Origin of the sequence: Streptomyces sp. NPDC012466 (assembly GCF_042955215.1) — a bacterium.
GTDB lineage: Bacteria > Actinomycetota > Actinomycetes > Streptomycetales > Streptomycetaceae > Streptomyces.
Window position 1 is genome coordinate 398,020 of the sequence record NZ_JBIBEQ010000003.1, and the last position, 24,564, is coordinate 422,583.

26 protein-coding genes and 1 pseudogene are annotated in these 24,564 nt (G+C 73.8%); 11 read left to right on the forward strand and 16 right to left on the reverse strand.

All coding sequences use genetic code 11. The annotated features are described in order from the left end of the window. Nucleotides 1-2 precede the first annotated feature (2 nt). Entirely contained in the window at nucleotides 3-677 is a 675-nt protein-coding gene (locus tag ACFY9E_RS14215; protein ID WP_390982903.1) for a DUF4328 domain-containing protein, read from the forward strand. On the opposite strand, the gene ACFY9E_RS14220 is transcribed toward ACFY9E_RS14215, so the two are convergent. Further along, on the reverse strand, nucleotides 674-1,537 hold the full coding sequence (locus ACFY9E_RS14220; RefSeq protein ID WP_390982906.1) for a putative RNA methyltransferase: 864 nt from the start codon (nucleotides 1,535-1,537) through the stop codon (nucleotides 674-676). The genes ACFY9E_RS14215 and ACFY9E_RS14220 overlap by 4 nt on opposite strands. Before the next feature lie 369 nt (nucleotides 1,538-1,906). Here ACFY9E_RS14220 and ACFY9E_RS14225 point away from each other — a divergent pair, with 369 nt between their 5' ends. Further along, entirely contained in the window at nucleotides 1,907-2,899 is a 993-nt protein-coding gene (locus tag ACFY9E_RS14225; protein ID WP_390982909.1) for a cytochrome c oxidase assembly protein, read from the forward strand. 20 nt (nucleotides 2,900-2,919) lie between these two features. Here the strand turns inward: ACFY9E_RS14225 and ACFY9E_RS14230 are convergent, their stop codons facing one another. From ACFY9E_RS14230 to ACFY9E_RS14245, 4 genes are read right to left on the reverse strand one after another with little or no spacing between them, the layout of a single operon-like run. Beyond that, nucleotides 2,920-3,450, reverse strand: a complete 531-nt coding sequence (locus ACFY9E_RS14230; RefSeq protein ID WP_390982911.1) for a hypothetical protein — start codon at nucleotides 3,448-3,450, stop codon at nucleotides 2,920-2,922. Beyond that, nucleotides 3,434-3,925 (reverse strand): RNA polymerase sigma factor, encoded by a 492-nt coding sequence (locus ACFY9E_RS14235; RefSeq protein ID WP_352114132.1) that lies wholly within the window; start codon nucleotides 3,923-3,925, stop codon nucleotides 3,434-3,436. Before ACFY9E_RS14235 ends, ACFY9E_RS14230 begins: the two co-directional genes overlap by 17 nt. After that, nucleotides 3,922-4,536, reverse strand: coding sequence for a class F sortase (locus ACFY9E_RS14240; RefSeq protein ID WP_390982914.1), 615 nt, complete (start codon nucleotides 4,534-4,536; stop codon nucleotides 3,922-3,924). The genes ACFY9E_RS14235 and ACFY9E_RS14240 overlap by 4 nt, the downstream gene beginning before the upstream one ends. After that, nucleotides 4,533-4,913: a sortase-dependent protein gene (locus tag ACFY9E_RS14245; protein WP_390982917.1), complete on the reverse strand. Its 381-nt coding sequence runs from the start codon at nucleotides 4,911-4,913 to the stop codon at nucleotides 4,533-4,535. The genes ACFY9E_RS14240 and ACFY9E_RS14245 overlap by 4 nt, the downstream gene beginning before the upstream one ends. Nucleotides 4,914-5,140: 227 nt before the next feature. Here ACFY9E_RS14245 and ACFY9E_RS14250 point away from each other — a divergent pair, with 227 nt between their 5' ends. From ACFY9E_RS14250 to ACFY9E_RS14260, 3 genes are all read left to right on the forward strand, one after another. Further along, nucleotides 5,141-6,481, forward strand: coding sequence for a hypothetical protein (locus ACFY9E_RS14250; protein ID WP_390982919.1), 1,341 nt, complete (start codon nucleotides 5,141-5,143; stop codon nucleotides 6,479-6,481). A gap of 152 nt (nucleotides 6,482-6,633) precedes the next feature. Beyond that, nucleotides 6,634-7,875: an AAA family ATPase gene (locus ACFY9E_RS14255; protein ID WP_390982922.1), complete on the forward strand. Its 1,242-nt coding sequence runs from the start codon at nucleotides 6,634-6,636 to the stop codon at nucleotides 7,873-7,875. Continuing rightward, the gene (locus ACFY9E_RS14260) at nucleotides 7,872-9,137 is read left to right on the forward strand and encodes a VWA-like domain-containing protein (RefSeq protein WP_390982925.1); all 1,266 of its coding nucleotides are present in this window, start codon (nucleotides 7,872-7,874) and stop codon (nucleotides 9,135-9,137) included. Before ACFY9E_RS14255 ends, ACFY9E_RS14260 begins: the two co-directional genes overlap by 4 nt. A gap of 183 nt (nucleotides 9,138-9,320) precedes the next feature. On the opposite strand, the gene pip is transcribed toward ACFY9E_RS14260, so the two are convergent. After that, nucleotides 9,321-10,283 (reverse strand): prolyl aminopeptidase, encoded by a 963-nt coding sequence (pip, locus tag ACFY9E_RS14265; protein ID WP_390982927.1) that lies wholly within the window; start codon nucleotides 10,281-10,283, stop codon nucleotides 9,321-9,323. An 82-nt stretch (nucleotides 10,284-10,365) separates the two neighbouring features. Between pip and ACFY9E_RS14270 the strand changes: the two genes are divergently transcribed. After that, nucleotides 10,366-10,845 (forward strand): MarR family transcriptional regulator, encoded by a 480-nt coding sequence (locus tag ACFY9E_RS14270; RefSeq protein ID WP_390982930.1) that lies wholly within the window; start codon nucleotides 10,366-10,368, stop codon nucleotides 10,843-10,845. Here ACFY9E_RS14270 and ACFY9E_RS14275 read toward each other — a convergent pair. Both ACFY9E_RS14275 and ACFY9E_RS14280 read right to left on the reverse strand, forming a co-directional pair. Then, complete coding sequence (locus ACFY9E_RS14275; RefSeq protein WP_390982933.1) at nucleotides 10,838-11,476, reverse strand: ankyrin repeat domain-containing protein; 639 nt, start codon at nucleotides 11,474-11,476, stop codon at nucleotides 10,838-10,840. The two genes, ACFY9E_RS14270 and ACFY9E_RS14275, sit on opposite strands and share 8 nt — an antisense overlap. A gap of 182 nt (nucleotides 11,477-11,658) precedes the next feature. Further along, on the reverse strand, nucleotides 11,659-12,009 hold the full coding sequence (locus ACFY9E_RS14280; RefSeq protein ID WP_390982935.1) for a winged helix-turn-helix transcriptional regulator: 351 nt from the start codon (nucleotides 12,007-12,009) through the stop codon (nucleotides 11,659-11,661). Between the two features lie 48 nt (nucleotides 12,010-12,057). On the opposite strand from ACFY9E_RS14280, the gene ACFY9E_RS14285 reads away from it, so the two are divergent. Continuing rightward, on the forward strand, nucleotides 12,058-12,990 hold the full coding sequence (locus ACFY9E_RS14285; RefSeq protein ID WP_390982938.1) for an NAD(P)-binding domain-containing protein: 933 nt from the start codon (nucleotides 12,058-12,060) through the stop codon (nucleotides 12,988-12,990). 3 nt (nucleotides 12,991-12,993) lie between these two features. Here the strand turns inward: ACFY9E_RS14285 and ACFY9E_RS14290 are convergent, their stop codons facing one another. Continuing rightward, nucleotides 12,994-13,884: a LysR substrate-binding domain-containing protein gene (locus ACFY9E_RS14290; protein WP_390982941.1), complete on the reverse strand. Its 891-nt coding sequence runs from the start codon at nucleotides 13,882-13,884 to the stop codon at nucleotides 12,994-12,996. A gap of 100 nt (nucleotides 13,885-13,984) precedes the next feature. Between ACFY9E_RS14290 and ACFY9E_RS14295 the strand changes: the two genes are divergently transcribed. Beyond that, nucleotides 13,985-14,350: a nuclear transport factor 2 family protein gene (locus ACFY9E_RS14295; RefSeq protein ID WP_390982943.1), complete on the forward strand. Its 366-nt coding sequence runs from the start codon at nucleotides 13,985-13,987 to the stop codon at nucleotides 14,348-14,350. 7 nt (nucleotides 14,351-14,357) lie between these two features. Here ACFY9E_RS14295 and ACFY9E_RS14300 read toward each other — a convergent pair whose 3' ends face one another. Next, entirely contained in the window at nucleotides 14,358-14,603 is a 246-nt protein-coding gene (locus tag ACFY9E_RS14300) for a DUF6896 domain-containing protein (RefSeq protein WP_390982946.1), read from the reverse strand. Nucleotides 14,604-14,927: 324 nt separating this feature from the next. Continuing rightward, nucleotides 14,928-15,914: a substrate-binding domain-containing protein gene (locus tag ACFY9E_RS14305; RefSeq protein ID WP_390983694.1), complete on the reverse strand. Its 987-nt coding sequence runs from the start codon at nucleotides 15,912-15,914 to the stop codon at nucleotides 14,928-14,930. 317 nt (nucleotides 15,915-16,231) lie between these two features. Here ACFY9E_RS14305 and ACFY9E_RS14310 point away from each other — a divergent pair, with 317 nt between their 5' ends. Further along, nucleotides 16,232-18,289 (forward strand): glycoside hydrolase, encoded by a 2,058-nt coding sequence (locus tag ACFY9E_RS14310; protein WP_390982948.1) that lies wholly within the window; start codon nucleotides 16,232-16,234, stop codon nucleotides 18,287-18,289. A gap of 182 nt (nucleotides 18,290-18,471) precedes the next feature. Here the strand turns inward: ACFY9E_RS14310 and ACFY9E_RS14315 are convergent, their stop codons facing one another. Continuing rightward, nucleotides 18,472-19,920, reverse strand: coding sequence for a DEAD/DEAH box helicase (locus tag ACFY9E_RS14315; protein WP_390982950.1), 1,449 nt, complete (start codon nucleotides 19,918-19,920; stop codon nucleotides 18,472-18,474). Between the two features lie 149 nt (nucleotides 19,921-20,069). Next, nucleotides 20,070-20,273: a cold-shock protein gene (locus ACFY9E_RS14320; protein WP_030846597.1), complete on the reverse strand. Its 204-nt coding sequence runs from the start codon at nucleotides 20,271-20,273 to the stop codon at nucleotides 20,070-20,072. 638 nt (nucleotides 20,274-20,911) lie between these two features. Between ACFY9E_RS14320 and ACFY9E_RS14325 the strand changes: the two genes are divergently transcribed. Beyond that, nucleotides 20,912-21,058, forward strand: a complete 147-nt coding sequence (locus tag ACFY9E_RS14325; RefSeq protein WP_390982953.1) for a hypothetical protein — start codon at nucleotides 20,912-20,914, stop codon at nucleotides 21,056-21,058. Next, a pseudogene (locus tag ACFY9E_RS14330) lies at nucleotides 21,049-21,228 on the forward strand (response regulator transcription factor); the annotation flags it as partial. The gene ACFY9E_RS14325 and the pseudogene ACFY9E_RS14330, both read left to right, overlap by 10 nt. A gap of 45 nt (nucleotides 21,229-21,273) precedes the next feature. Here ACFY9E_RS14330 and ACFY9E_RS14335 read toward each other — a convergent pair. From ACFY9E_RS14335 to ACFY9E_RS14345, 3 genes are all read right to left on the reverse strand, one after another. Then, nucleotides 21,274-22,455, reverse strand: a complete 1,182-nt coding sequence (locus ACFY9E_RS14335; RefSeq protein ID WP_390982955.1) for a serine hydrolase — start codon at nucleotides 22,453-22,455, stop codon at nucleotides 21,274-21,276. 96 nt (nucleotides 22,456-22,551) lie between these two features. Continuing rightward, nucleotides 22,552-23,262, reverse strand: coding sequence for a response regulator (locus ACFY9E_RS14340; protein WP_390982957.1), 711 nt, complete (start codon nucleotides 23,260-23,262; stop codon nucleotides 22,552-22,554). Continuing rightward, on the reverse strand, nucleotides 23,259-24,422 hold the full coding sequence (locus tag ACFY9E_RS14345) for a histidine kinase (protein ID WP_390982959.1): 1,164 nt from the start codon (nucleotides 24,420-24,422) through the stop codon (nucleotides 23,259-23,261). The genes ACFY9E_RS14340 and ACFY9E_RS14345 overlap by 4 nt, the downstream gene beginning before the upstream one ends. Between the last annotated feature and the right edge of the window lie 142 nt (nucleotides 24,423-24,564).

Genomic DNA, 24,564 nt, shown 5'->3' on the forward strand with positions numbered 1-24,564 from the left:
AGGTGATCGAACAGAAGTCCAGCCCCACCGCCCCCGCCCCGCACCCCGTCCGGGGAGCGGCCCTCGTCGCCATCGGGACCCTCGCCCTCGCCGCACTGGCCTGGGTGACCCGGGCGGTCTGGCACCTCCGGCTCGCCGCGGCCGGGGAGCCTGCGTCCGGCCCGATCCACCAGGGAGGCGGCGTGCACCGCCCGCTGAACACGCTGGAGGACTCCTACCACCTGATCGACTCGGTCGGCAGCGCCGTCACGGCCGTCTGCGCCATCGCGTTCCTGTTCTGGCTCGACCGGATGCGGGACAACGCCAAGGCCCTCTCGGGCGCGGAGCCGCGCTACAGCTACCCCTGGCTCTGGCTGGGCTGGATCGTGCCCGTCGTGAATCTGTGGATACCCCGGGGCCTCGTCGCGGACGTCCACCGCTCGGTCTTCCCCGAGCGGCGGCTGCCCGCCGTCGTGAACTGGTGGTGGGGCCTGTGGCTGGCCGGTCTGGCCGGCGGCGTGGGGCTCATCTACGCCGACGACACGGACGAGGTCATCGCCCGCGCCTACGACGGCGCTCTCCCCCTGGTCGTCGCCGACCTGGTGATCGTGGCCGCGGCCGGAGTCGCGGCCCTCATGATCTCCACACTCACCACGGCCCAGCAGCGGCGCGTGGACGAGCTCGCCCCGGCCGCCTAGGGAGCGTTGCGGCCCCGTCCTCGACGCGGCCGGTACACCGACGCGACGAACGAGGCGGTCACCCGCACCGGTGTCTCCAACTCGCTGATGCGGTCCCGCAGTTGCTCCGCGTCGACGTGATGCGCGGCCGGGCTCATGGTCACCAGACCGGCGACCTCCTCGGCCGTGAGGCTCATCGCGTACTCCAGCGACTCGGCGCGCTCGTGCCGGAAGTGCGCCGCCAGGCTCCGGCGCAGGCGCTCCTCCTTCCCGGGGTCGACGGCCAGCAGCCCCGTGGAGGCGCGCAGTTCGCGCAGGTGCCGGGTGGTGGGGGTGACGACGAGCAGCGCGCCGTCCGGGGCGAGGACGCGGTGGAACTCGGGTCCGTTGCGGGGTGCGAACACGTTGAGGACGAGGTCGGCGCAGCCGGTGCGGACGGGCCACGGCTGCCACACGTCCCAGCCGGCGGCCTCGGCACGGGCGTGCGCGCGGGCCGCCGCGCGCAGGGCGGGCACGGAGCTGTCCAGTCCCAGACCGAGGGCCCGGGGGAGGGCGTCCAGGACCGCCGCGAGGTAGTGGCCGGTGCCCGTCCCCGCGTCCAGCACGGTCGCGTCGGGCGGGGCCAGGTCCGTGGCGAGCTCCGCGAGGGTGCGGGCGAGCGGGCCGTAGTGCCCGGCGCCCAGGAACGCGGCGCGGCGGCGGACCATGTCGGGGGAGTCGGCGCTCGGGGCGCGGCGGTGGCCGGTCAGCAGGCTGACGTAGCCGTGCCGGGCGATGTCGAAGGTGTGCCGGTTGGCGCAGCGCAGGGCGCCGCTGAAGCGCTGGAGGGCGGCCGGGCACTGGGGGCAGGTCAGGACGGACAGGAGTCGGTCGGACGGCATGGGTGCTCCTCGGAACGCGGCGCACCGCCGGGAAGCGGGGGCGCCGCGTGCGGGTGGCGGACGGTGAGACGTCGGCGCCCGCCGGCCGGCCGCCGTGCACCGGAGGCCGGGGTGCGGGTACGCCGAGGACGGCGACGTGAGTTCGTCACGTCGCGGTCCTCACCGCGGCGTCAGAGGAAGCAGTGGGGCAGGGCGTTGCATGCCAGGGCCATACGGCAAGGCTAGCGACTGCCGCCGAACGCCACGACGAGCGGCCCGTGTGCGGCGAACGACCAGCGGACGTGCACGGGTCTGAACACCGTCGGGGCTCGTGCGGGCCGTGCCCACCCTGCCGCCGGCCCCCGGAACTTCGGGGGTTATCGTCCGCTGGTGAGCGAACTGTCGGCTGTGTACCTGCCGGAACCGACCGTCGGACGGCTGCTGGGATCGTGGCAGCCGGACGTTCCCGCGCTGCTGCTCGTCGCCCTGCTGGGCGGGCTCTACGCCTGGGGTGTCGTCCGGGTGCGCGGCCGGGGCGGGTCCTGGCCGCCGGCCCGGTCCGCCGCCTTCGTGCTGCTCGGGCTGGGGACGATCGTCGTGGCCACCATGTCCGGCCTCGCCGTCTACGGCCGTGAACTGTTCTGGCCGGCCGCCGTGCAGAACGTCGGGCTCGATCTGCTCGCGCCGCTCGGCCTCGCCCTGGGCGACCCGCTGCGGCTCGCGGTGGAGGCGCTGCCGGAGGGCGGCGCGGGCCGGGTGCGGCGGGTGCTGACCGGACGGCTGGTCGGGCTGCTGACGTTCCCCCTCGTCAGCACGGTCCTGGTGCTGGCCACCGAACTGACCGTCTATTTCACGCCGTACTTCGCCACCGCGCTGCGGGTGGGCTGGCTGCACGAACTGCTGTATCTGCATCTGCTGGCGGCCGGCTGCCTGTTCGTCCTGCCGGTGCTCACGCGCGAGCAGGCCCTGCCCGTCTGGTGCACCCACCCGGTGCGGGCGGCCCTGGTCTTCCTGGACGGGATCGTCGACGCGCTCCCGGGACTGGTGGTCATGACGCACGGCACCCTGATCGCGGGCGCCTGGTACCTGCACCACGCGCCGCCTTGGTCCCCGGACGTCCACCACGACCAGCAGGTGGGCGGCGGCGCCATGCTGGGCATCGCCGAACTGGCCGCGATCCCCTTCCTGCTGGCGGTCCTCGCGCAGTGGGTGCGTGCCGAGCGTGCCCAGACGGCCGTGCTGGACCGGCGCCTCGACGGTGAACTCGCCGCCGTCGCCCCCGCGGCCGCTTCGGAAGGGGCTCCCGCACGCGTCCGGCCCTGGTGGGAGACCGAGGAGGGCGAGGTGGCGGAACGCGTGCGGCGGCAGGGGCGGGGAGACTGAACCGGGCCCCGCGGGGCCGGTCAGCGGCTGTCGGACGCCCCCCGGTCCGTGCTCGGGCGGGCCGCCGACGGGACGGGGCGTGTCGAGGCCGGGGTGGCCGACGGGGAGCGGGACGGGTCCGCCGGGCCGGTCGGCTCCTGCGGGGCGCGGGTGCCGGGGACGGACGCACGGGGAACGTCGGTGGCCGGGCGGGGGGTGCCCGGGGACGAGGGGCGGGACTCGGACGGGGACGGTGCCGGGGTGGCGGGCTCCGAGGGAGTGGGCGGTGTCGCCCGTGGGGCGGGCGGGGCCATGGGGATCGTCGGAGTGGTGGGGCGTTCGGGTGCCGTGAGGCGCAGGGGGAGGCTGATCAGCGCGGCGGCGACGCAGCACAGGCCCGCCCCGGCCGCGGCGCGCAGCAGGCGGCGGCGGGTCGCACGGCGGCGGATCACCTCGTACTGACCGGCGGGCGCGCCCAGGTAGTCGGGGGAGGAGGGGCGCAGGATCACGGCGAGCGGGTCGTCGGGGGCGAACTCCGGGTCGCCCGGGTCTCCGTCAAGGCGTGTGGTCAAGGCTTCTCCTCAGGTGGACGCGGAGCAGTTCCCGGGCCGCGTGCAGGTCGGCCTTGACGGTTCCTTCCTTGCGCCCGGTCAGTGCGGACACCTCCCGGATCGGCATGTCAGCGTAGTAGTGGAGGAGGATCGGGACGCGCAGTCGTTCCGGCAGCGACTGCACCAGCAGCCGCACCGACGGGTCGGCCTGCTCGGCGTGGGGGCGTACGGCGGCTTCCGAGGTGACGCGGTGCATGGCCCGGCGCTCACGCTCCAGCTTGCGCCAGTGGTCCCGGACGAGATTGGCCGCGGTGACGTAGAGGAACCCGCGCGGTTCCTCCACGGACGTCCAGCGGGCCCAGAGCCGGGTGAACGCCTCGGAGGCGATCTCGTGGGCCGTCCCGTCGTCGTCGACGAGACGGCGGCACCAGCCGGCGAGACGCGGGTAGAGGGCGGCGAACAGCTCGGACGCTGCCTTCTCGCGGGACCGTTTCAACGCTCTCCAGGGGTGGGGGACTCGGAGCCGCTCAGCGCCGCGAACACGATGACGTTGTCCGCGTAACCGTCACCGGTCCGCGCACCCCCGCACGTGATCAGCCGCAGCTCCGGGCGGTCCACGTTCCCGTAGACGTCGTCCGCCGGGAAGTCGGTTTTCGGGATCGTGCGCAGGGCCGTGACGACGAACTCCGCCGCGGTGCCGTTCTCCAGGCGCGCCACGATCCGGTCGCCCCGGTGCAGCCGGGCGAGGTGGCGGAAGACGCCGTCGCCGTACGGGCCGACCGTGACATGGCCGAGGAGCACCGACGGGCCGGTCCGGCCGGGCGTCGGCGAGTGCCGGTACCAGCCCGCCCGGTCGTGGGCCGTGACCGGCGGCACCTGCACCGTGCCGTCGGCCGCCAGGCCCAGCCGGATGACCGGGGTGTCGACGCCGATGGCCGGGATCAGCAGCCGCACCGGGACCGAACGGGACAGGGGGCGGGCCCGCTCGGCCGGAACCGGCCGAGCGGTGGTCCTCGCCCGTGGCGCGGTGGTCCCGTCGCTCCCGCACGCCGTCAGCACGGACGCCAGAGCCCCGGCCGTGAACGCGCGCCTGGAGAACGAGCTCATGCCCCGGTCGCCCGGCGGCGGCGTACGACGAAGACGGTGCCGCCGCCCAGGGCGAGCACCGCGGCGGCGCCCGCGCCGATCGCCGTGCCGTCGCTCCCGGACGCCGGGGACGCCGCCGTCACACCGGTGTCGGGCGCGCCGCTCGGCCTGACGGAGACCTGGTCGTCGGAGGGCGCCCGGGTCGGTTCGTCCTTGGCCGGCGCAGGGGTCGGTTCGGCCGCCCGGGTCGGTTCGGCGCTCTCCTCGGGGTGGGCGGTGGGCGCGGCGGGCGAAGGGACCGGGCTCGGGGTCGTCGCCCCGTCCGCGAACGCGGGGCCCGTGCCCATCAGTACGGCGGTGGCCGCGAGGGCCAGGGCACTGAGGACGGTTCGGCGCATGGAATCGCACTCCTTCATCGGTCCGGCCCGACGGTCGGCGGGCTGGATGACAGATCGTGCGGAGAGACGAGGCGGCGACGGGGCGGGTTGTAAAGAGATGGCAAAGTCGCCGCAGGGGTGCCCGGAAATTCGGCTGCGCGCCGAGGCCGGGGGCCGTTAGCATCCGTCGCGATGACGACTCACTCTGTGAACAGATTGGGGGACCCGTCCGCGCAAGGTGAGTGCTGATGCTCACCGACCTCGCGAACGGGGAATCCCCGCTTTCCTTCTGGCCGCGCGTGCGCGAGTTCGCCGTGCCGCCCTCCATGATCGAGACCGCCACCGCGCGCCGCCGTGCCGGTGACTGGGCGGGCGCCTGTGCCGCCGCGCACCTCGACGTCGACCTCCAGCCGCGTCTCGTGGCGCGGCGACACGGCCAAGAGGTCGCCGCCCGGCTCCGGGCCGACCTCCGGCACCTCGCCCCCGACCTGCTGCGCTGGCACATGCCGAGGATCGCCCCCGACGGACTGCTGCGGCCGGGCCTGACCCTCACCCTGGCCCGCTACGGCACCGGGAGCGCGGGACAACTGCACCTCGTGGTGCGGACGCCACCGGCCTGGGCGGACGCCGGGCAGCGGATCAGCCTCGCCCTGTGGGACACCTCCCGCACCCGGGAGACCGACCGGCGCCATCCGCACCCCCGCCCCAGCCGGCGCTTCCGGCTCGACCTCCACCGCCACCTGTGGGACGCGCGCCGGGCCGGCGAGCTGCGGGCCCGGTCGGGAGACGGCCGGTCGGCCGAAGTGGAACCGCCCGGGCCGCTGCCCCACGGGCAGCGGTGCGCCGTCGACCGGTGGGCGGCCGAGGCGGAGATCCTGCTGCGGGCCGAGGGACGGTCGAGCGGCAAGGTCTGCGTACGGCTCGGAGCCCGGCACCGGGTCGTCCTGGACGTGTCCGGCGGCGGCGGCCCGACCGCGATGTCGTCCACGCGCGCCCCCGACCCCTCGCTGCCCGTGCTGCCCGACGCGGCGACCTGGGTGCCGCCCGACCTGGAACTGCTCCGCACCGGGGCGATCGACCCGGGGCGCCTGCATCCGCTGGTCGCCTCGGCGTTGGGGGCCGAGCACACCGGCACCTGCGGGGCGCCGGAGCGGGCGGGTGATCCACGGGTGGTGGAGTGCCGGGGCGCCCGGCATCGGATCGGGCTGGTCGACGGCGAACTGGCCGCGCTCGACCACGACCCGGCCGAGCTCCGGCGGGAGGAACTGCTCGCCGCCCTCGGCGGGCCGCCGCTGCCCTGCCTGCGGGCCGTCGACGAGGCACACCGCCGGCCCGACTGCCTCCCCGGCGTCCGCGAGCGCCTGCACCACGGCGACATCACCGGCGCGCTCGCCGCCGTCGAGAGTCTGCTGGGCCCCGAAGCGGTGCTGCGCGACGGCCCGTTGCGGGACGCCCTGGAGACGGCCGCGCGGCGGCGCATCACCCACGGGCTGTTCCGGGCGGGCCTGGAGGGGCCCGCGCCGGGCAGCCTGCGCCCCTGGGACCGCCGCCGCTCCCGCGCCGACGGCCCGCACCCACGCCACATGTGAACGACTCGAACCCGACCGGTCCGGCTCCTCCCGTCCCCGGGCCCGCTCCACGTTCCGCTGCCCTTCCCGCCTTCCCGCCTTCCCTTTTCTCTTCTTCTCTCTCTTCCAACTTCCGCCGAGACGGCTCACCACCGGCACACAGGTGATCACACATGCGCCCTCACATCCCGTCCCTGCCCGACACCGCTTCCCGGCTCGACGTGGCCGGTGACCTGCTCGCCCTGCTGCGGGACACCGCCACCGAACCGCGCCCCGACACCCAACTGGAGGCCCTCACCCTGGCCGTGGCCGCCGACCTGCCCGTGCTGCTGTGGGGCGAGCCGGGCATCGGCAAGACCGCGGCCCTGACCCAGCTCGCCGCGGCCCTGGACCTGCCGCTGACCACGGTGATCGCGAGCGTGCACGAGCCGTCCGACTTCTCCGGGCTGCCGATCGTCGGCGACGACCCCGCCGAGCAGGGCGTGCCGATGGCCCCGCCGGACTGGGCCGTGCGCCTGGTGCGGGCCGGCCGGGGACTGCTGTTCCTCGACGAACTCTCCACCGCGCCGCCGGCCGTGCAGGCCGCCCTGCTCCGACTCGTGCTGGAGCGGCGGATCGGCGCGCTGCGGCTGCCGCCGGGCGTACGGATCGTGGCCGCCGCCAACCCCCGCTCCTCGGCCGCCGACGGCTGGGAACTGAGCCCGCCGCTCGCCAACCGCTTCGTGCATCTGCAGTGGACGCACGACACCGACGTGGTCGTGCGCGGCCTCGGCGGGGTCTGGCCGCGGGCGACCCTGCCCCGGCTCGACCCGGAGAAGCTGCCCGAGGCCGTGGACCACGCCCGCCGTGCCGTGTGCGGGCTGCTCACCGGCCGGCCCGGGCTGGTGCACCGGCTGCCCAGCGGCGAGATGCGCCGGGGCGGGCCCTGGCCGTCCCCGCGCAGCTGGGAGATGACGCTGCACCTGATCGCCTTCGCGACCGCGGCGGGCTCCTCCCGTGACGTCCTGTCCCTGCTGGTGCGGGGCACCGTGGGGGACGGGCCCGGTCTCGAACTGCTGGCGAGCCTGGACCGGATGGACCTCCCGGACCCCGAGACGCTGCTGGCCGATCCGGCCGCCGCGGTGCTGCCCGAGCGGGGGGATCTGCGCCAGGCCGCGCTGGACGGTGTCGTCGCCGCCGTGCGCAACCGCCCGGAGCGGCCCCGCTGGGACGCGGCCTGGGCGCTCCTGGTCAGGGCCGTGGAGACCGGCCCCCCGGACGTGGTGGTGGTCCCCGCGACCACGCTCGCCTCGCTGCGGCGTGACGACTGGGACGTCCCGGCGTCGATCGAGCGCCTGGCCGGGGTGGTGTCCCTGTCCCGGCGGGCGGACCGGACCACGGCGGCGGTCGCTGCCGCGGCGAAGGCGGTCCGATGACGGCCTACGCACCCGGGACCGCACCTGAGACCGCCCCCGGCACCCTCGACCGGGACAAGCTCTTCACGGCCCGCCTGCACGCCGCCCGCGTCCGCCCCTACCTCGCCACCGCCCTCTTCGCCCTGCACGTCGTCGAGTCGCGGCGGGTGCCGACGATGGGCGTCGACCGGTACTGGCGGTGCTACGTGTCCCCGGCGTTCGTGGATCGCACCCCCGTCGAGGAACTGGCGGGTGTGTGGGTGCACGAGGTGTCGCACCTGCTGCGCGACCACCACGCGCGCAGCGACCGGGTCGCCCGGGAACGGGGTTTGAACGGCCCCGGGGAACGGCTGCGGATGAACATCGCCGCGGACTTCGAGATCAACGACGACGTCTACGGCGACGGCCTGGCCCGCCCGGAGGACATCGTCCAGCCGGGCGATCTCGGCCTGGCCGAAGGCGAGTTGATGGAGGAGTATCTACGGCAGTTCAGCCTGGGCCCGCGCATGCAGGACCTGGCCTGGCTGGACTGCGGCAGCGGCGCCGACGGCCTGGACCGGGAGTGGGAGCTGGGCCCGGACGGCGCGCACGGCCTGAGCGAGCAGGAGCGGGACGCGGTCCGCTTCCGGGTCGCGCAGGGCATCACCGGCCGCCCCGGCAACGCCCCGCAGGGCTGGCGGCGCTGGGCCGAGGAGGCCTTTCACCCACCGCAGCCGTGGCGGCAGCTGCTGGGCGCGGCGGTCCGCTCGGCGGCGTCCGCCCCCGGCGCGGGCGAGGACTACACCTACGGCCGGCCCGCCCGCCGCTCCACCGCCCTGCCCGGCACGGTCCTGCCGAGTCTGCGCCGCCGCCCGCCCCGGGTGTCCGTCGTCATCGACACCTCCGGCTCGGTCAGCGACGCCGAACTGGGCAGCGCGCTCCTGGAGGTCGCCGCGATCGCCCGGGCCGTCGGCGGACGCCGCGACCTGGTCACCGTGGTGCCCTGCGACGCCTCGGCCGGGGCCGCCCGCCGCCTGTGCCGCACCGAGGGCATCCCGCTCACGGGCGGCGGCGGCACGGACCTGCGCGCCGGGTTCACCCGCGCCCTGCGCACCCGCCCGGCCCCCGACGTCATCGTCGCCCTCACCGACGGCCAGACCCCCTGGCCGGACACCCGGCCCCCCTGCCGCACCGTGGTGGGCCTGTTCCCCCGCCGGTACGAGAACCACTCCTACGACGAGTCCGACCCGGAGTACGTCCCGGACTCACCCCCGCAGTGGGCCCGGGTGGTGGACATCGGCTGAAACCGGGGGTCGGCCCGGCTGCATGACGATCGCCGGGCATGCCACGTCGCGGGTCACCGTCCGGGTGCCGACCACGACCACGACCGGGATCCGGTACGGGCGTCGCCCAGTACGTCGCGGTAGGCGCGGACCTGCCCCCGAACCGGCTGCCCCGGACGACCGGGGCGGCCGTCCCGAGGCCTGCTACGCGGTCCGGAAGCGGTCCGTCGCCGCCAGCACCGCCGTCGTCGTGGAGGTTCCCGACAGCCCGTGCCCCTCGTCGTCGATCAGGACGAGTTCCGCGTCCGGCCACACCCGGGCCAGCCGCCACGCGATGTCCGGAGGTCCGCTGATGTCCATCCGGCCGTGGACCATCACGCCGGGGATGCCGGCCAGCTTCCCGGCGTCGCGCAGCAGCGACCCGTCCTCCAGGAAGGCGGCATGGCGCCAGTAGTGCGTGACGAGCCGGGCGAAGCGCATCCGGAAGCGCGGGTCCGCGTAACGGGGGTCGGGCCGGTGCCCCGGCCGGGTGGAGACGTGCACGTCCTCCCACCGGCACCACTCCCGCGCGGCCCGGTCCCGTACGGCCGGGTCGGGGTCGGCGAGCATCCGGGCGTAGGCGTCCACGAGGCTGCCGTCGCGCTCCGCCTCCGGTACGGCGTCCCGGAACCGGGCCCACTCCTCGGGGAAGATCCGCCCCATGTCCCGGGTGACCCACTCCACCTCGCGGCGCGTGGTGCTGGTGACGCTGAAGAGGACCAGCTCGGTCACGGCCCCGGGGTGCTGCTCGGCGTAGGCGAGGGCGAGGGTCACGCCCCAGGAGCCGCCGAGGACCAGCCACTCCTCGATGCCGAGATGCCGTCGCAGCCGCTCGATGTCGGCGATCAGGTGGTGCGTGGTGTTGGCGGCGAGGGAGGTTGCCGGGTCGGCGGCGTCGGGGGTGCTCCGCCCGCAGCCGCGCTGGTCGAGGAGCACGACACGGTAGGCCTGCGGGTCGAACAGCCGGCGCCAGAACGGCCCCGCCCCCGACCCCGGCCCGCCGTGCAGCACGAGGGCGGGTCTGCCCGCGGGATTCCCGCAGGTCTCCCAGTACACGTGGTTGCCGTCACCGACGTCGAGCATGCCGTGGGCGTACGGCTCGATACCGGCGGGATACAGCTCGGCCATGCGAGAGGTCCTCTCCTGATCTGCCTGCCTCGGATCACAGGGGGTGGGACAGCACATGTAACAGCGCTGTTAGATTAACAGCGTGAGCAATCAACCCGATCCGGTCGCCGTGGGGACGCTGCTGCGTCACGTCCTGGAACTGCTGGACGGCGAGGTGGCCAAGGTCTACGAGGAGCAGGGCCTCGCCGAGTACCGGCCCCGCTTCTCCCCGGTCGTCCGGGCACTCGTGGCCGAAGGCCCGCTCTCCGTCAGCGCGTTGGCCGCGGCGACCGGCGTCACGCACTCGGCCGCGAGCCAGACGGCGGCCCAGATGGCCCGCGCGGGCCTGGTCACCCACACCCCCGACCCGCGGGACGCCCGCCGCCGGCTGGTCGGCCTCACACCCAAGGCCCGGGCGCTGCTGCCGCGGATCGAGGCGGAGTGGGAGGCGACGAAGGCGGCGATGGCGGAGCTCGACGCGGAACTGTCCATGCCGCTCGGGGAGTTGCTGACGGAGGTGGTCCAGGCGGTGGGCCGGCGGCCGTTCGGGGAGCGGATGGCGGCGACTCGCACGACTACCTGACCTTGGTCCACCCCGCCGGGGTCACCCGGTAGTGGTCCCCGTCGTCGGCGTCCATTCGCGAGCTGGCGTGCACATGCACATAATCCCGCTCCAGGTGGTACCGGAAGCCGCCCATCATGCCGACCACCGTGAAGACGACCCTCACGGAGAGCCCCTCCGTGAGGGGAGCCAGGGGCGGCAGCAGGTGTTCGATCTCCTCGAAGCACCGGCCGGTCGTCTCCCGCATGAGGCGGTGGACCTGCTGCTCCAGGGCGTCCGGCGGGGCGGGCAGGGGCCGTACCGTGACCGGTTCCAGGAGGTCGAGCAGGTGGGTGTGCCCCTGCTCCCGGGCGACGTCGACGGGGCGGCGTCCGTCCCGGGCGCGCTGGGTGCGCCAGGCGCCGTGTGCGATCAGCCGGGACACGACGGCGAAGTCCGCGCCGTGCCAGGCCGCCTGGTGCAGCGGGGAGAAGCCGCTGCGGTTCCCGGGCCGGGGCAGATTGACCCACTCCGGCCGCTCTCCCAGCACCTCGAAGAGACGGTTCCAGTCGGCGTCCCGGGCCATGTCCGAGAACCGGTCCCGCTCGTCCAGGTACCACTGGTTGAAGCGCTCGCGGTCGGTGAGGCCGTCCCATTGCAGCAGCGTGATCACCGGGTCACGCTAACCGACCCGGTCCGGGGCGCGGAGGACGGCGAGGGCCGGGGCGGCCGCCCCGGGCCCGCCGGAGTACCCACTTTTTTGTGGGGACTTGGCAGTGTGCCGGCGCCGGGCGAACCTGGTGGTGGGCGGCCGGCGAGGCACAGGATCCGGAAGGGACGGAGGTGACATCCGCGTCAGGAGGCCGGCCGGGCGGCCTCGGCCAGCTTCTCCAGGCGACGGTGGCCCCAGTCGGACAACGGCGCCAGCGCCTCGGCGAGTTCACGTCCGAACGCGGTCAGGGAGTAGACCGTCTTCGGCGGCAGCACGTCGTACACCTCCCGGTGCACCAGCCCGTCGGCGGCCATCTCCCGCAGGGCCTCGGTCAGCACCTTCTCGGAGAGGCCCGGCAGTCGCCGGCGCAGCTCCGCCGGGCGGTGCGGGCCCGACTCCAGCAGCCAGAGTAGGGCCGTCTTCCACTTGCCGTCGACCACGGCGATCGCGGCCGTCACCCCGCAGACGTCCGAATCCTGGCGCCGACGCGTCATGACCGTCCCTTTCCTAGTCCGTTGTCGTGCAGATCAGAGGAGTCCTCGATGTCTTCGTACAGCGCTTCCCCGGCCCCGGCGCATTCCGGCGGTCCGGTCGACGAGCACCCGGCCGCCACGGTCACCGTCCTCGGTCTCGGCCCCATGGGCCGGGCGCTGGCCGGTGCGTTCGTCGACGCGGGCCTGCGCACCACCGTGTGGAACCGCACCCCGGGCCGGGACCGGGAGCTCCTCGACCGCGGCGCGGCGGGCGCGGCGTCGGCAGCCGAAGCGGCGGCGGCGAGCGAGGTGGTCGTCGTCTGCGTGGTGAACTACGACGCCGCCGACGCCGTGCTGCGCCAGGACGAGGTCACGGCCGCCCTCAAGGGCCGTACGCTCGTGCAGCTGACCGCCGACACCCCGGCCCGGGCCCGCGACACCGCCACCTGGGCCGCCGCGCACGGCGTCCGCCACCTGGACGGCGCGATCATGACCCCGGCGGCCACCATCGGCACGCCCGACGCGGTCTTCCTGTACAGCGGGCCCGAGGACCTCTACCGCGAACTCGCGCCTGTGCGACAGGCGTTGGGCGGCACCCACACCCACCTCGGTGAGGACACGGGCCGGGCCGCGGCCTACGACATCGCCCTGCTCGACATCTTCTGGACGGCGATGGCGGGCTACGCGCACGCCCTGGCGGTGGCCCGGGCCGAGGGAGTCACCGCGACCGAACTGGCGCCCTTCGCCCAGGGCATCGGCGCGATCCTCCCGCCGCTGTTCGCCCAGACCGCCGCGGACGCCGACGCCGGCACCTACTCCGGCGAGGGCAATCCGCTCACCTCGGCCGTGTCGTCCATGTCCCACATCGTCCACGTCTCCGAGTCGCACGGGATCGACGCCGGTGTCATGCGCGCGGCCGAGGGCATGGCCCGGCGCGCCATCGGACGGGGTCACGGGCAGGACGGCTTCATCCGCGTCGCGGAGGTCATCGGACGGCGCTGACCGCTACCCGGGGCCGCCGGACTCGCCGAACGCCCGCCGGCACCGCGCGAGCAGCTCGCGCACCGCGGGACTCTGCCCGCTGCGCCAGACCAGGGCGAGCAGGGCCGGTGTCTCGACGTCGTCGACGAGCCGGACGACGAGCCGGTCCCGGTGGCCCGCGGCCATCGACTCGCTGAGGACGGCGACGCCGAGTCCGCGGGCCGCGAGGTCCGTGACCGCGTCCGCGGCGCTGGCCTGCAACGCGATCCCGGGCCGCAGATCCCGCGCCGCACAGGCGGCGTCGAAGACGGTCCGCAGGCCGGTGCCCGGGGGCATGCACACGATCGGATGGGCGACGACGTCCCGCAGCGTGACCCGCCGCCGGGACGCCAGGGGATGCCCCTCCGGAACGACCACGACGAGCCGCTCGCTGATGATCGTCAACGCCTCCAGCCCCTCGGGGGCGGCGGCCGTCCCGACGAGGGCCACGTCGACCGTGCCGAGACGCACCGCCTCGACGAGCCGGTCGGAGTGGTCCTCCAGCAGGGAGATCTCCACCCCCGGGTGGGCCCGGTGGAACGCGGCGAGGGCGTCGAACAGGGGCGTGACGGTGCAGCCGATGACCATGCCGACCACCAGCCTGCCCCGGATCAGGCCGGTCACCTCGCCCACCGCCTGCCCGACCGCCCCGGCCGAGGCGAGCGCCGCACGGGCGTGGTCGAGCGCCGCCCTTCCCGCAGCGGTGAGGGTGGCGGTGCGCGCCGACCGGTCGAAGAGCTCGGCCCCGAGCTCCCGCTCCAACTGGCGGATCTGGGCGCTGACTCCGGACTGGCTGATGTGCACCCGCTCGGCGGCCCGGGTGAAGTTCCGCTCCTCGGCGACCGCGACGAAGTACTCCAGCTGCCTCAGTTCCATGACTGTGAATTCTAGCTTCGATCAAAACCATCTGTTGGACTTCTGATCGCTGCCCGGCGAGGCTGGAAGCACCTGCCCCTCACGACGTCAGGAGGACCCCGTGCCGGAGTACGAGAAGGCCATGCGCCCCGAGGACATCACCCGCCTGTTCGTCGAACGCTCCAACGCCGGCGACGCGGCCGGTGTCGCCGCGCTCTACGAGGAGGACGCGGTCCTCGCCTACCCGCCCGGCCGGCGCACGGTGGGCAGGGAAGCGATCCGCGCCCTCTGGGAGAAGGTCCTGGCCGACCGCCCCCGCTTCGAGCCGGAACAGCCCCTGCCGACCCTGGTGCACGGCGACATCGCCCTCACCTCCACCCCGCCGAAGGACGGCACGGGGGCCCGGGCACAGGTCGTCCGGAGGCAGGCGGACGGAAGCTGGCTGCGGATCCTGGACCAGCCGGAGTTCCTCCCGGCCGCACCCTGAGACGACCTCAGTGCCGGTCCGGAGAGGCCGGTGACACGGCGAACCAGCCCGGCCTCACCTCCGTCAGCACAGGACCGGCCAGGGCGCCGACAGCGGACCGCAGCGCGTCCCCCGAGGGGACGGCGGGCGACGGCAGGCTCTCGGCGTACCGGCCCAGACGCCACAGGTCGAAGATCTCCGTTCCGTCGGCGGTGAAGTCCACGTCGACCTCGACTCCGTCCGGGCTCGTCAGCAGGCATCCCGCGCCATGCACCGCGTACGCGTAGCCACCCGCCTCGCCCCGGCGGCCGATCCGGCCCGACCGAACCAGCGGGAACAGGTCCGCCAGCCTCGTCAGTCCCGGCCCCCCTGCCCGAGCGCGGCGTCGGCGGCGCCGAGAGCACGAACGAACCCGAGCACGATCTCGCGCGCCACCGGGTCTCCGTGCGCCGATGCGGCCTGGCGTGCCGGACCGTTCTCGCCTGCACCCGGGTCGATAGTCGCCCCCTTCACCCCGGGGCAGCAGTCGTCCCGGCTTCACCCGGGTCCGTCGCCCCCGCTTCACCCGGGCACGTCGCCCCGGTCCCCTCCGCGTCCGTCATCCCGGCCTCCGTGCCGTGCTCGCCCGCCGGACCAGTCGTGTGGGCACCAGCGTCGTCCCGTGTTCCGCCCCGGCCTCCCGCATCTTGCTGAGCACCCCTTCCACGCACAACCGTCCCACTTCCGCGAAGTCCTGGTGGATGGTGGTGAGGGGCGGGAGGAAGGACGCGGACTCGGGGATGTCGTCGAAGCCGATGACGCTGACGTCGTCGGGGACGCGGCGGCCGCGCTCGTGCAGGGCGCGGAGCAGGCCCAGGGCCATCTGGTCGTTGGCCGTGAACACCGCCGTGCAGTCCGGCTCGTCGGCGAGGAGCAGACCCGCCCGGTAGCCGGACTCGGCCGACCAGTCGCCGCGGACCGGGGGCGGCGGGGTCCGGCCCGCCTCGGTGAGGGTGGCGCGCCAGGCGTTGGCGCGGCGCTGGGCGGCGAAGGAGCCCTCCGGGCCGGCCAGGTGCCACACCGTGTCGTGGCCGAGGTCGAGGAGGTGCCGTACGGCGTCACGGGCGCCGCCCGCCTGGTCGGTGTCGACGACGGTGTAGCGGTCGCCGGCGTCGGAATCGGCCACCACGACCTGCACCCCGGGCGGGAGGGAGACCGTCGCCGCGTCGAGCAGGTGGATCTCCATGATGACGATGACGGCGTCCACGGCGAGTTCGCCCAGCCGGGAGAAGGCGCCGTTCACCTCGTCCTGGGTGGGGACGGCCAAGGGCAGGAGTGTGACGGCGTAACCGTGCTCGGCGGCGGAGGTGGCGATGGCCTCCAGGGTGCGGATGTTGCCCATGGTGGAGAGCGAGAAGGTGATCACGCCGAGGGTGCGGAACTCGCCCCTGCGCAGCGCCCGTGCCGCGCTGTTGGGCCGGTAGCCCAGCTCCCGCATGGCCGCCAGGACCTGCGCCCTGGTGTCCTCGGTGACGCCCGGGAAGCCGTTCGAGACGCGGGAGACCGTCTGGGACGAGACCCCGGCGAGCTGTGCGACGTCCGCCATGGACGCGCCCTGGCGGGGCCGGGCCGCGCGTCTTCTCGTCCGGCTCGTGCCGCTCGACTCGCTCTCGCCGTCCACTGTGCCCACATTCCCCTCCCTACGCGACCGGCGCGCAAGTTTCGGTCCGGAACGAGTCCTTGACCCCTGAGATTCGGACAGTGTAGACATCCCGCCAGTGGATGTTTACGTAAACATTGCCTAGTCGAAACCGTACGAGAAGCCGCCGAATCCGTACCAGTCGCACCACGTAGGCCCCGATCTCCGCGTCCGCCGGGAGCCCTCGTCACCGCGCGGCACGCAGAAGAGCTGGAGTACTCGAGATGGCACACCGCACCCGCAAGAGAAGGCTCCTCGGGGCCATCGGCGTCACCTTGGCGACCGGAGCCGTCCTGGCCACCGCCGGCCTGCCCGCCGCGCACGCCGAGACGACGGCTGCCGAGGCCGCCGCGGCCGGGGTCACCGTCCGGCCCGACCCCTCGTACTCGGGGGAGAAGTTCGAGGGCTGGGGCACCAGCCTGGTCTGGTTCGCCAACGCCACCGGCGACTACCCGCCCGCGGTCCGAGAGAAGCTCTACAAGCTCCTCTTCGGCGACGAGGGCCTCGCCCTGAACATCGCCCGCTACAACATCGGCGGCGGCAACGCCCCCGACGTCAAGGACTACCTGCGGGCCGGCGGCGCGGTCGAGGGCTGGTGGAAGGCCCCGGCGGGCACCACCCGCGAGGACGTCGACTGGTGGGACGCGGACGACCCGGCCGACTGGAACAAGAACGCGGACAAGACGCAGCGCTGGTGGGTCGACCGCATCAAGAAGGACATCACCCACTGGGAGACCTTCAGCAACTCCCCGCCCTGGTTCATGACCGAGAGCGGCTACGTCTCCGGCAACTTCGACGCCGGCAAGGACCAGCTGAAGTCCGAGTCGGTCGACGACTTCGCCGAGTACCTGGTGGGGGCGACCGAGCGGCTGGAGAAGGCGCACGGCATCAAGGTCGACACCCTCGACCCGTTCAACGAGCCGAACACGAACTACTGGGGCACCAAGCTCGGCCCGGACGGCGAGCCGGTCGGCGGCCGCCAGGAGGGCGCCCACATCGGCCCCGAGCTCCAGCAGAAGGTGATCCGCGCCCTGGCCCCGGTCCTGAAGAAGTCCCGCTCGGACGCGGAGATATCCGCGATGGACGAGACGAACCCGGGCATCTTCGCGACGAACTGGAACTCCTATCCCCAGGAGGTCCGCGACCTCGTCGGCCAGATGAACGTCCACACCTACGGCACCGGACAGCGCACCACCGTCCGCGACCTGGCCAAGGCCGCCGACAAGCCGCTGTGGATGAGCGAGGTCGAGGGCGACTGGGGCGACGGCCAGAGCTTCACGGACATGCGGCCCGGCCTGGGCCTGGCCCAGCGCATGGTGGACGACCTGCGCGAACTGGAGCCCAAGGCCTGGGTGTTCTGGCAGCCGGTCGAGGACTACGACAACATGAAGCCGGGCGGGGAGTCCGCCAAGGGCGGCAACTGGGGCGAGATCCAGCTCCCCTTCAGCTGCACCAAGAAGGACACCCTGAAGTCCTGCCCCATCCACACCAACACCAAGTTCGACACGGCTCGCAACTTCACGCACTTCATCAAGCCCGGCGACCGGCTGATCAAGACGAACGACACGTCCAGCACCGCGGCGGTCTCCCGCAAGGGCGACGCGGCGACCGTGGTCCACGTCAACAGCGCCACCGAGGCGCGCGAGGTCACGCTCGACCTGTCGAAGTTCGGCCGGGTCTCCTCCCACGCCACGGTCACCCCCGTGGTGACCAGCGCCGACGGCAAGCTGGAGAAGCAGAAGGCCGTCCGGGTCACCGGCAAGCAGGCCACGCTCACCGTGCCCGCCCAGTCGGTGACGTCCTTCCTCGTCAAGGGCGTCTCCGGTGTCGCGAAGGACGCGGCCGAACTGCGCAAGGGACACACCTACCGTCTGACCGGCGTCCAGAGCGGCAAGGACCTCACCATCGCCGGCAACGGCACGGGCCTGGTCATCAGGACCCCGAACGCCTCCGACGCCGGCGGCCGGCAGTGGCGGGTGGAGCAGGTCCGCGGTGACGGCAACCGCAAGCGCTACGTCCTCACCGAGACCGGTACGGACAAGCGCCTGGCCATCCGTGACGGCGCCCTGGTCGCCGAACCCGACGAGGGCCGCCGCGACGCCGCCGCGCAGTGGATCGCGTCCTCGACCGGCGACGGCACGTGGACCCTCGTGAACGCGGCGACCGGTCAACTCCCGGACGTCGGGGGCCAGTCCACGAACGACGGGGCTTCCGTCGGCGTCTGGCAGCCCAACTCCGGTTCCAACCAGCGCTGGAAGCTGACCGAGGTGACGGGCGGCTGACCCCCGCCCGGCGTCCGGCCCACGACGCCCCCGGCTTCCGCGCCCGCTACCGGGTGCGGAAGCCGGGGGCGTCGTACGTCACCACCCGGCCCCTCCGCTCACGGCCGGCCCGGCGCCGAACTCCCGGGACCTGTCGTGTGGATCGGGTCGCGGACGACAGGCCCTGGGACCGGCGGGCCGGTTCAGCGGCGGCGGCCCCGGGGAGGCCTGCCCCGGCGTCCGTTCGGAGCGGAACCCGTGCGCGCGGGCGGCTGCTCGGCGGCCGGCGGGGCGATGACGACGGGCACGCCCGAGGGCTCCTGCGCCCCGGTGATGCGGCTCAGCTCGGGCTCGCCCGAGCGGACGCGGGTGACCTGCGGGGTGATGCCGGCGTCGGCCATCAGCCGGGTCATCTCGCGGCGCTGATGGGGCAGGACCAGCGTGACGACGGTGCCGGACTCACCGGCGCGGGCGGTACGGCCGCCGCGGTGCAGGTAGTCCTTGTGGTCACCGGGCGGGTCCACGTTGACGACCAGGTCGAGGTTGTCGACGTGGATGCCGCGGGCGGCGACGTTGGTGGCCACCAGGACCGAGACCTGACCGTCCTTGAAGCGGGCCAGGGTCTTGGTCCGCTGCGACTGGGACTTGCCGCCGTGCAGGGCCATGGCGCGCACGCCGACCGCCAGCAGCTTCTTGGCCAGCCGGTCGGCGGCGTGCTTGGTGTCCAGGAACATGATCACGCGTCCGTCGCGGGCGGCGATCCGGGTCGTGGTGGCGTGCTTGTCCTCGTCCTCCACGTGCAGCAGGTGGTGCTCCATGGTGGTGACCGCGCCCGCGGACGGGTCGACGGAGTGCACCACCGGGTCGTTCAGGTACGTGCGGACCAGCCGGTCGACGTTGCGGTCCAGGGTGGCGGAGAAGAGCATCCGCTGTCCGCCCGGGCGCACCTGGTCGAGGAGTGCGGTGACCTGCGGCATGAAGCCCATGTCGGTCATCTGGTCGGCCTCGTCGAGGACGGTGATGCCGACGTGGTCCAGCCGGCAGTCGCCCCGGTCTATGAGGTCCTTGAGGCGGCCCGGCGTCGCGACGACGACCTCGGCACCGGTGCGCAGCGCGTTCGCCTGCCGGCCGATCGGCAGGCCGCCGACCACCGTGGTGAGCCGCAGCCGCAGCGCGCGGGCGAACGGGGCGAGGGCGTCGGTGACCTGCTGGGCCAGTTCGCGCGTGGGCACGAGGACGAGGGCCAGGGGCTGCCGGGCCTCCGCCCGCTGCCCGTCGACGCGGGCCAGCAGGGCGAGCCCGAAGGCGAGCGTCTTGCCCGAGCCGGTGCGCCCGCGGCCCAGGACGTCCCGGCCGGCCAGCGAGTTCGGCAGCGTCGCCGCCTGAATCGGGAACGGCGCGGTCAGGCCCTCGGCGGTCAGCGCGGCGAGCAGCCGCTCGGGCAGGTCGAGTTCGGCGAACGCCTCGACGGCCGGCAGCGCCGGGGTGACGGTGACGGGCGGTGCGAACTCCTGGCTGGGCGCGGTGCGGCGCCCGCCGCGGCCGCCGCCGGCCGGACGGGACGCGGTGCCCCCGCCGCCCGACTTCCGGGACCGGACCTGGTTGTTACGGGAGTGGGGGGAGCCGTTGCTCCTGCGAGCTGTGCGGTCCATGGGGAACCTTCCTCGATGCGGCACGCGTCGAGGAATGCGCGGCGGCACGAGAGCCGCAGGATTCGCAAGAGTTGAGCCGGAGAAGAACAAAACGAGCCGAGGCCCGCACCGCGAGGGTGCGGGCCCCGGTCAGGGCATTCGCGTACGCGTCAGGCGGGAACGATGTTCTCGGCCTGCGGGCCCTTCTGGCCCTGCGTGACGTCGAAGGTAACCTTCTGGCCTTCCTGAAGCTCGCGGAAGCCAGAGGTGGCGATGTTCGAGTAGTGGGCGAAGACGTCCGGGCCGCCACCCTCCTGCTCGATGAAGCCGAAGCCCTTTTCCGCGTTGAACCACTTCACGGTGCCAGTTGCCATGTGTATCTCCCTTGAGGGGGCAGTACCCGAGACCTGCACTTTGCCGACTCGGGGTCGCTGAAATGATCACCCTCCGGAGAGATTCGAAAATCCTCGGAAACAAAAAGAGTGCTCGTCGACGGAGGCCGATAGAGCACTCGAAGTCTTTGGGAACCAAAACTGCAACACCAGCCAAGGTAGCACAGGCCGGCCCGGATGGCTCGGGAATCTCAGACCGGAAGTGGATCAGGCCTCCCGTTCGTGCCGCGTTCCGAGCACCGCGGGTGGTCGGCGGCCGCACGACGACGGGTCGACCACGACGGTCCCGGCCCCACCGACCGGAGAGCCCGATGGGCATCCCCCTGGAGCGGCGCCACGCGGATCGCCTGGAGGAATGCGCCGAGCAGCACCCCTTCCTCGCCGACCCGGGTGACGGCCCTGGCGCTGATGGCGTGCGCGCCCTTCGGCACCTCCCTCACCCTGCCCAGCGCCGACCCGCCGGACCAGGACAGGGCGGGAGGCGTCCTCATGGGCGTGGCCTGCCTCGCCCTGCTCAGGCACCGCGCGTATCCGCGTATGTCGTCACGATCGCCACGGGCTGCACCGGGGCGGCGGTCGCGTCGGGCTATCCGCTCACGCCGCTGCTGCCGGGCCCGGTCATGGCGGCGCTGTACTGGCTCGCCACCCTCACCGACCGCGGGACCACCCGGGCCTACGGCGTCGTCACGATGGTGGCGGTGATCGTGGGGGCCGTGTTCACCGACTCCATGGACCACCTCTCGCTGCTGGTCCGCGACGCGAGGTGATGGCGCTGGCCACGGAGGGCAGGTCCGACTCGGAGATCGCCGGGGACCTCAGGCTCGGCCCGCTGGCCGTCCGCACGCACATCCGCCGGGCGATGACCGAGCTGGGCGCCCGGGACCGCGCGCAGCTGGTCCTCATCACCTACCGGACGGGCCTCGTCCGGGAGACGCCAGGCGGCGTGAGCCTTCCGAGCGGGCCGCGCTTTCGCCGTTCCGGCCTACGGCCTGCCGTAGGCCGCCACCATGATGTTCTCGGCGGTCCTGTTCATGTCGTTGCCCTTGGCGTCGGTGGAGTTGACGCTGTAGACGAGGGTGCGGGAGCCGTCGCGGGTGGAGGCGATGGCGGCGTTGTACCCCCAGCGCCCGCCCGTCTTGCCCCACACCTCGCGTCCGCCCAGCACCTTCATGGACAGGCCGGCGGAGTAGGCGGCCGGCTTCCCGCTCTTGAAGTCGGTCACCCCGGGCAGCGTGAACATCTCCTCCAGCAGCGGCCCGCGCACGATCCGTCCCCGGAACAGGGCGTCGGTGAACCGCTCCAGGTCAGCGGTGGTGGAGATGATGTCCCCGGCCGCCCATCCGTCCGTCGCCCCCCACACGGAGACGTCCCGGAGCCCGGTCGTGCCGTCGTCGAGCCGCATGGTCTGGTAGCCGTGGTTGTGCGGCCCGGTGATGCGCGGGTTCGTCCCCGGGAAGTAGGTGTTCCGCAGCCCCAGCGGCCCGAGCACCCGCCGGGCGACCTGACGCTCGTAGGAGTCATGGGTGACGCGCTCGATGAGCAGGCCCGCGACGGTGTACCCGATGTTGTGGTAGTGCTGCCGCCTGCCCGGCGCGAACTCGGGGTCCTTCGACGTCGCCGAGCGGACCACGTCCCGGGGGTCGTGGACGCGGAAGCGGTTCGCGTACCACTCCTCGACGGTGGTGCCGGGGAAGTCCGCGGCCGGGATGCCGTGCGTGTGGTTGAGAAGCTGCCGGACGGTGACGCGCTGGTACGACGCCGGGATCAGGTCCGGCAGATACGAGCGGACGCTGCGGTCCAGGTCCAGCCGTCCCTCTTCGGCCAGTTGGAGCGCGACCGCGGCGGTGAAGACCTTGGTCACGGACCCGGCGCGGAAGCGGGCTGCCGGATCGGCGGCCCGGCCGGTCCGCAGATCGTGCACGCCTGAACTGCCGTGCCAGACACCCTTCTTGCCGCCGACGCGGACGAGGGCGGCGGTGGCGTCGGCGCTGGGGAGACCGGCGATCGCGGCTTCGAGGGCGGGATTCGGGGACTGCGCGGCCGTCGACGCGGCCGGGGCGGAGGCGGTGACCGGGGCGGAGGCGGCGGCCGGGAGCACGGACGGCCCCGCGGCGATCCCCACGACGAGCACGGCGGCGGTCAGCAGGCTGGTTCGGGTCTTCATGGCGAACTCCGGTGAGAAAGGCCGACGTTGAGTGACGGCTTCATCCTCCGCGGTGCAGCCGCCCCGCGGATCGCCCGCACCGGTGGTCCTGGAACGTCACTTCCTCGCCGGTGCGGGGGAGGACCCGGAGCGGGCGGCTCCCCCGGGCGGGGGATCCCCGGCAGCGACCAGGCCGGTCTCGTACGCGCAGATGACGGCCTGGATCCGGTCCCTGAGGCCCAGCTTCGCGAGCACGTTGCCGACATGCGTCTTGACGGTGTGGTCGCTGACCACCAGCTCGGCGGCGATCTCGGCGTTCGACAGGCCTCGGGCGAGCAGCAGCATCGTCTCGCGCTCCCGGGCGGTCAGCGCGTCCAGCCGGGGGTCGGGCCGGCGGGCCCGGGCGGCGGGCCGGGTGTACTGCTCCACCAGGCGCCGGGCGACGGAGGGCGCGAGCAGCGAGTCGCCCCGGGCGACGACCCGTACGGCGTGCACGAGGTCGTCCCGGCGGACGTCCTTGAGGAGGAAGCCGCTCGCGCCCGCGTGCAGCGCCTCGTACACGTACTCGTCGGAGTCGAAGGTCGTCAGCATCACCGTCCGGCAGCCGCCCGCGGCACTGATCGCACGGCAGGCCTCGATGCCGTCCATGCGGGGCATCCGGATGTCGAGCAGCGCCACCTCGGGCGCGTGCCGCCGCACCGCGTCGACGGCCTCGCCACCGTCGCCCGCCTCGGCGACGACGTCGATGTCCGGCTGCGCGTCCAGGATCATCGCGAAGCCGCTGCGCACGAGCTCCTGGTCGTCGGCGATCACGACACGGATCGTCACGCCCCCACCCCCGCCGCGGCGGACAGGGGAATCCGCACCCGCACCTCGAAGCCGCGTCCGCCCGTCCCCGGTCGGGCGGCCGCGCTGCCCCCGTGGGCCGCGGCCCGCTCACGGATCCCGACGAGCCCGTGCCCGCCGCGGCGGGACACGGCGTGCGCCCCACGCCCGTCATCGGTCACGGCAACCTCCAACTCGTCTACCAGGCGGGACAGTTGGACTGTAACCGTATGCGCATCCGCATGCTTGACGACATTGGTCAGGGCCTCCTGCACCACCCGGAAGACGGTGACCTCCACCTCGTCGGCCACCGGCCCGACGTCCCCCTCGGTCCGGTACACCACATCGAGTCCGCTCCCGCGCACCCGGTCGAGGAGCTCCGGCAGCGCCGCGAGTCCGGGCTGCGGCTCGCGCGGGGCGGTGTCGTCGCCGCCGTCGCGCAGCACCCCCAGCATGTGGCGCAACTGGGCCATGGCGTCCCGCCCGGTCGCGGAGATGGCGTCGAAGGCGGCCTCGGCCCGCTCGGGCGCGGCCCGCACCGCCACCGGCCCGGCCTCGGCCTGCACGATCATCAGGCTCACGGCGTGGGAGAGGATGTCGTGCATCTCCCGTGCGATGCGCGCCCGTTCGCGTGCGGCGGCCTGCTCGGCCTCGACGCGGTGCGCCCGCTGCCGGGCATCGGTCAGCCGCCCGAAGACGTAGGCGGCGGTGAAGACGAAGAGGGAGAAGGTCAGTTCACGCGCCGACCGGGTGTTGAGCCACACGCCCACCGGCACGGCGACCATCAGCACCAGCCCGGTGAGGAGCCGCGCCGGCGGGCTCGACAGCGCGGCGACGGTGTAGGCGACCACCAGCCCCGTGTACGGCAGCGGTTGCCCGGGGCCGTCGACGGTCAGCCGGTACAGCGCGTTGGTGGCCAGCACCGCGAACAGCACGGCGAGGGGAGCGCGCCTGCGCCAGACCAGGGGCACGACGGTGAGCGTGCTCAGCCCGTACGCGGCCCAGGTCGCCGGCGGCAGCCCGGGCGCACGCGGTACGAGGAACGGCATGGTCATCGCGCCTTGGACGAGCAGCGCGACGCCGATGTCGACCAGCAGCGGATTGTCCGCCGCGAGGGCCCGCCCCCGCTCCCACCACCCGCGCAACTCCCCGCGTATGCCCATGGCGACGTACGACCCCCCGTCTCGTGCGGCGCGACTCCCGAAACCGTAGCGGGGGCGGGGGGCTGGCATGGAGGAACCGGGGTTCTCGTATTCCGTCATGACCAAGGGCGTTTCGCGTCCCTTTCCGCCACGGCCACTTGGC

Bases quoted from the DNA above. Each gene is read 5' to 3' on its own strand.
- pip (WP_390982927.1), bottom strand. From the start codon at position 10,283: ATGGCCGAGCTGTATCCCGCCGGTATCGAGCCGTACGCCCACGGCATG.
- ACFY9E_RS14310 (WP_390982948.1), top strand. From the start codon at position 16,232: ATGGCACACCGCACCCGCAAGAGAAGGCTCCTCGGGGCCATCGGCGTC.
- ACFY9E_RS14280 (WP_390982935.1), bottom strand. From the start codon at position 12,009: ATGACGCGTCGGCGCCAGGATTCGGACGTCTGCGGGGTGACGGCCGCG.
- ACFY9E_RS14325 (WP_390982953.1), top strand. From the start codon at position 20,912: ATGGCGGCGCTGTACTGGCTCGCCACCCTCACCGACCGCGGGACCACC.
- ACFY9E_RS14240 (WP_390982914.1), bottom strand. From the start codon at position 4,536: ATGAGCTCGTTCTCCAGGCGCGCGTTCACGGCCGGGGCTCTGGCGTCC.
- ACFY9E_RS14260 (WP_390982925.1), top strand. From the start codon at position 7,872: ATGACGGCCTACGCACCCGGGACCGCACCTGAGACCGCCCCCGGCACC.
- ACFY9E_RS14305 (WP_390983694.1), bottom strand. From the start codon at position 15,914: ATGGCGGACGTCGCACAGCTCGCCGGGGTCTCGTCCCAGACGGTCTCC.
- ACFY9E_RS14285 (WP_390982938.1), top strand. From the start codon at position 12,058: ATGTCTTCGTACAGCGCTTCCCCGGCCCCGGCGCATTCCGGCGGTCCG.
- ACFY9E_RS14245 (WP_390982917.1), bottom strand. From the start codon at position 4,913: ATGCGCCGAACCGTCCTCAGTGCCCTGGCCCTCGCGGCCACCGCCGTA.
- ACFY9E_RS14250 (WP_390982919.1), top strand. From the start codon at position 5,141: ATGCTCACCGACCTCGCGAACGGGGAATCCCCGCTTTCCTTCTGGCCG.
- ACFY9E_RS14255 (WP_390982922.1), top strand. From the start codon at position 6,634: ATGCGCCCTCACATCCCGTCCCTGCCCGACACCGCTTCCCGGCTCGAC.
- ACFY9E_RS14345 (WP_390982959.1), bottom strand. From the start codon at position 24,422: ATGGGCATACGCGGGGAGTTGCGCGGGTGGTGGGAGCGGGGGCGGGCC.
- ACFY9E_RS14220 (WP_390982906.1), bottom strand. From the start codon at position 1,537: ATGCCGTCCGACCGACTCCTGTCCGTCCTGACCTGCCCCCAGTGCCCG.
- ACFY9E_RS14335 (WP_390982955.1), bottom strand. From the start codon at position 22,455: ATGAAGACCCGAACCAGCCTGCTGACCGCCGCCGTGCTCGTCGTGGGG.
- ACFY9E_RS14315 (WP_390982950.1), bottom strand. From the start codon at position 19,920: ATGGACCGCACAGCTCGCAGGAGCAACGGCTCCCCCCACTCCCGTAAC.
- ACFY9E_RS14320 (WP_030846597.1), bottom strand. From the start codon at position 20,273: ATGGCAACTGGCACCGTGAAGTGGTTCAACGCGGAAAAGGGCTTCGGC.
- ACFY9E_RS14290 (WP_390982941.1), bottom strand. From the start codon at position 13,884: ATGGAACTGAGGCAGCTGGAGTACTTCGTCGCGGTCGCCGAGGAGCGG.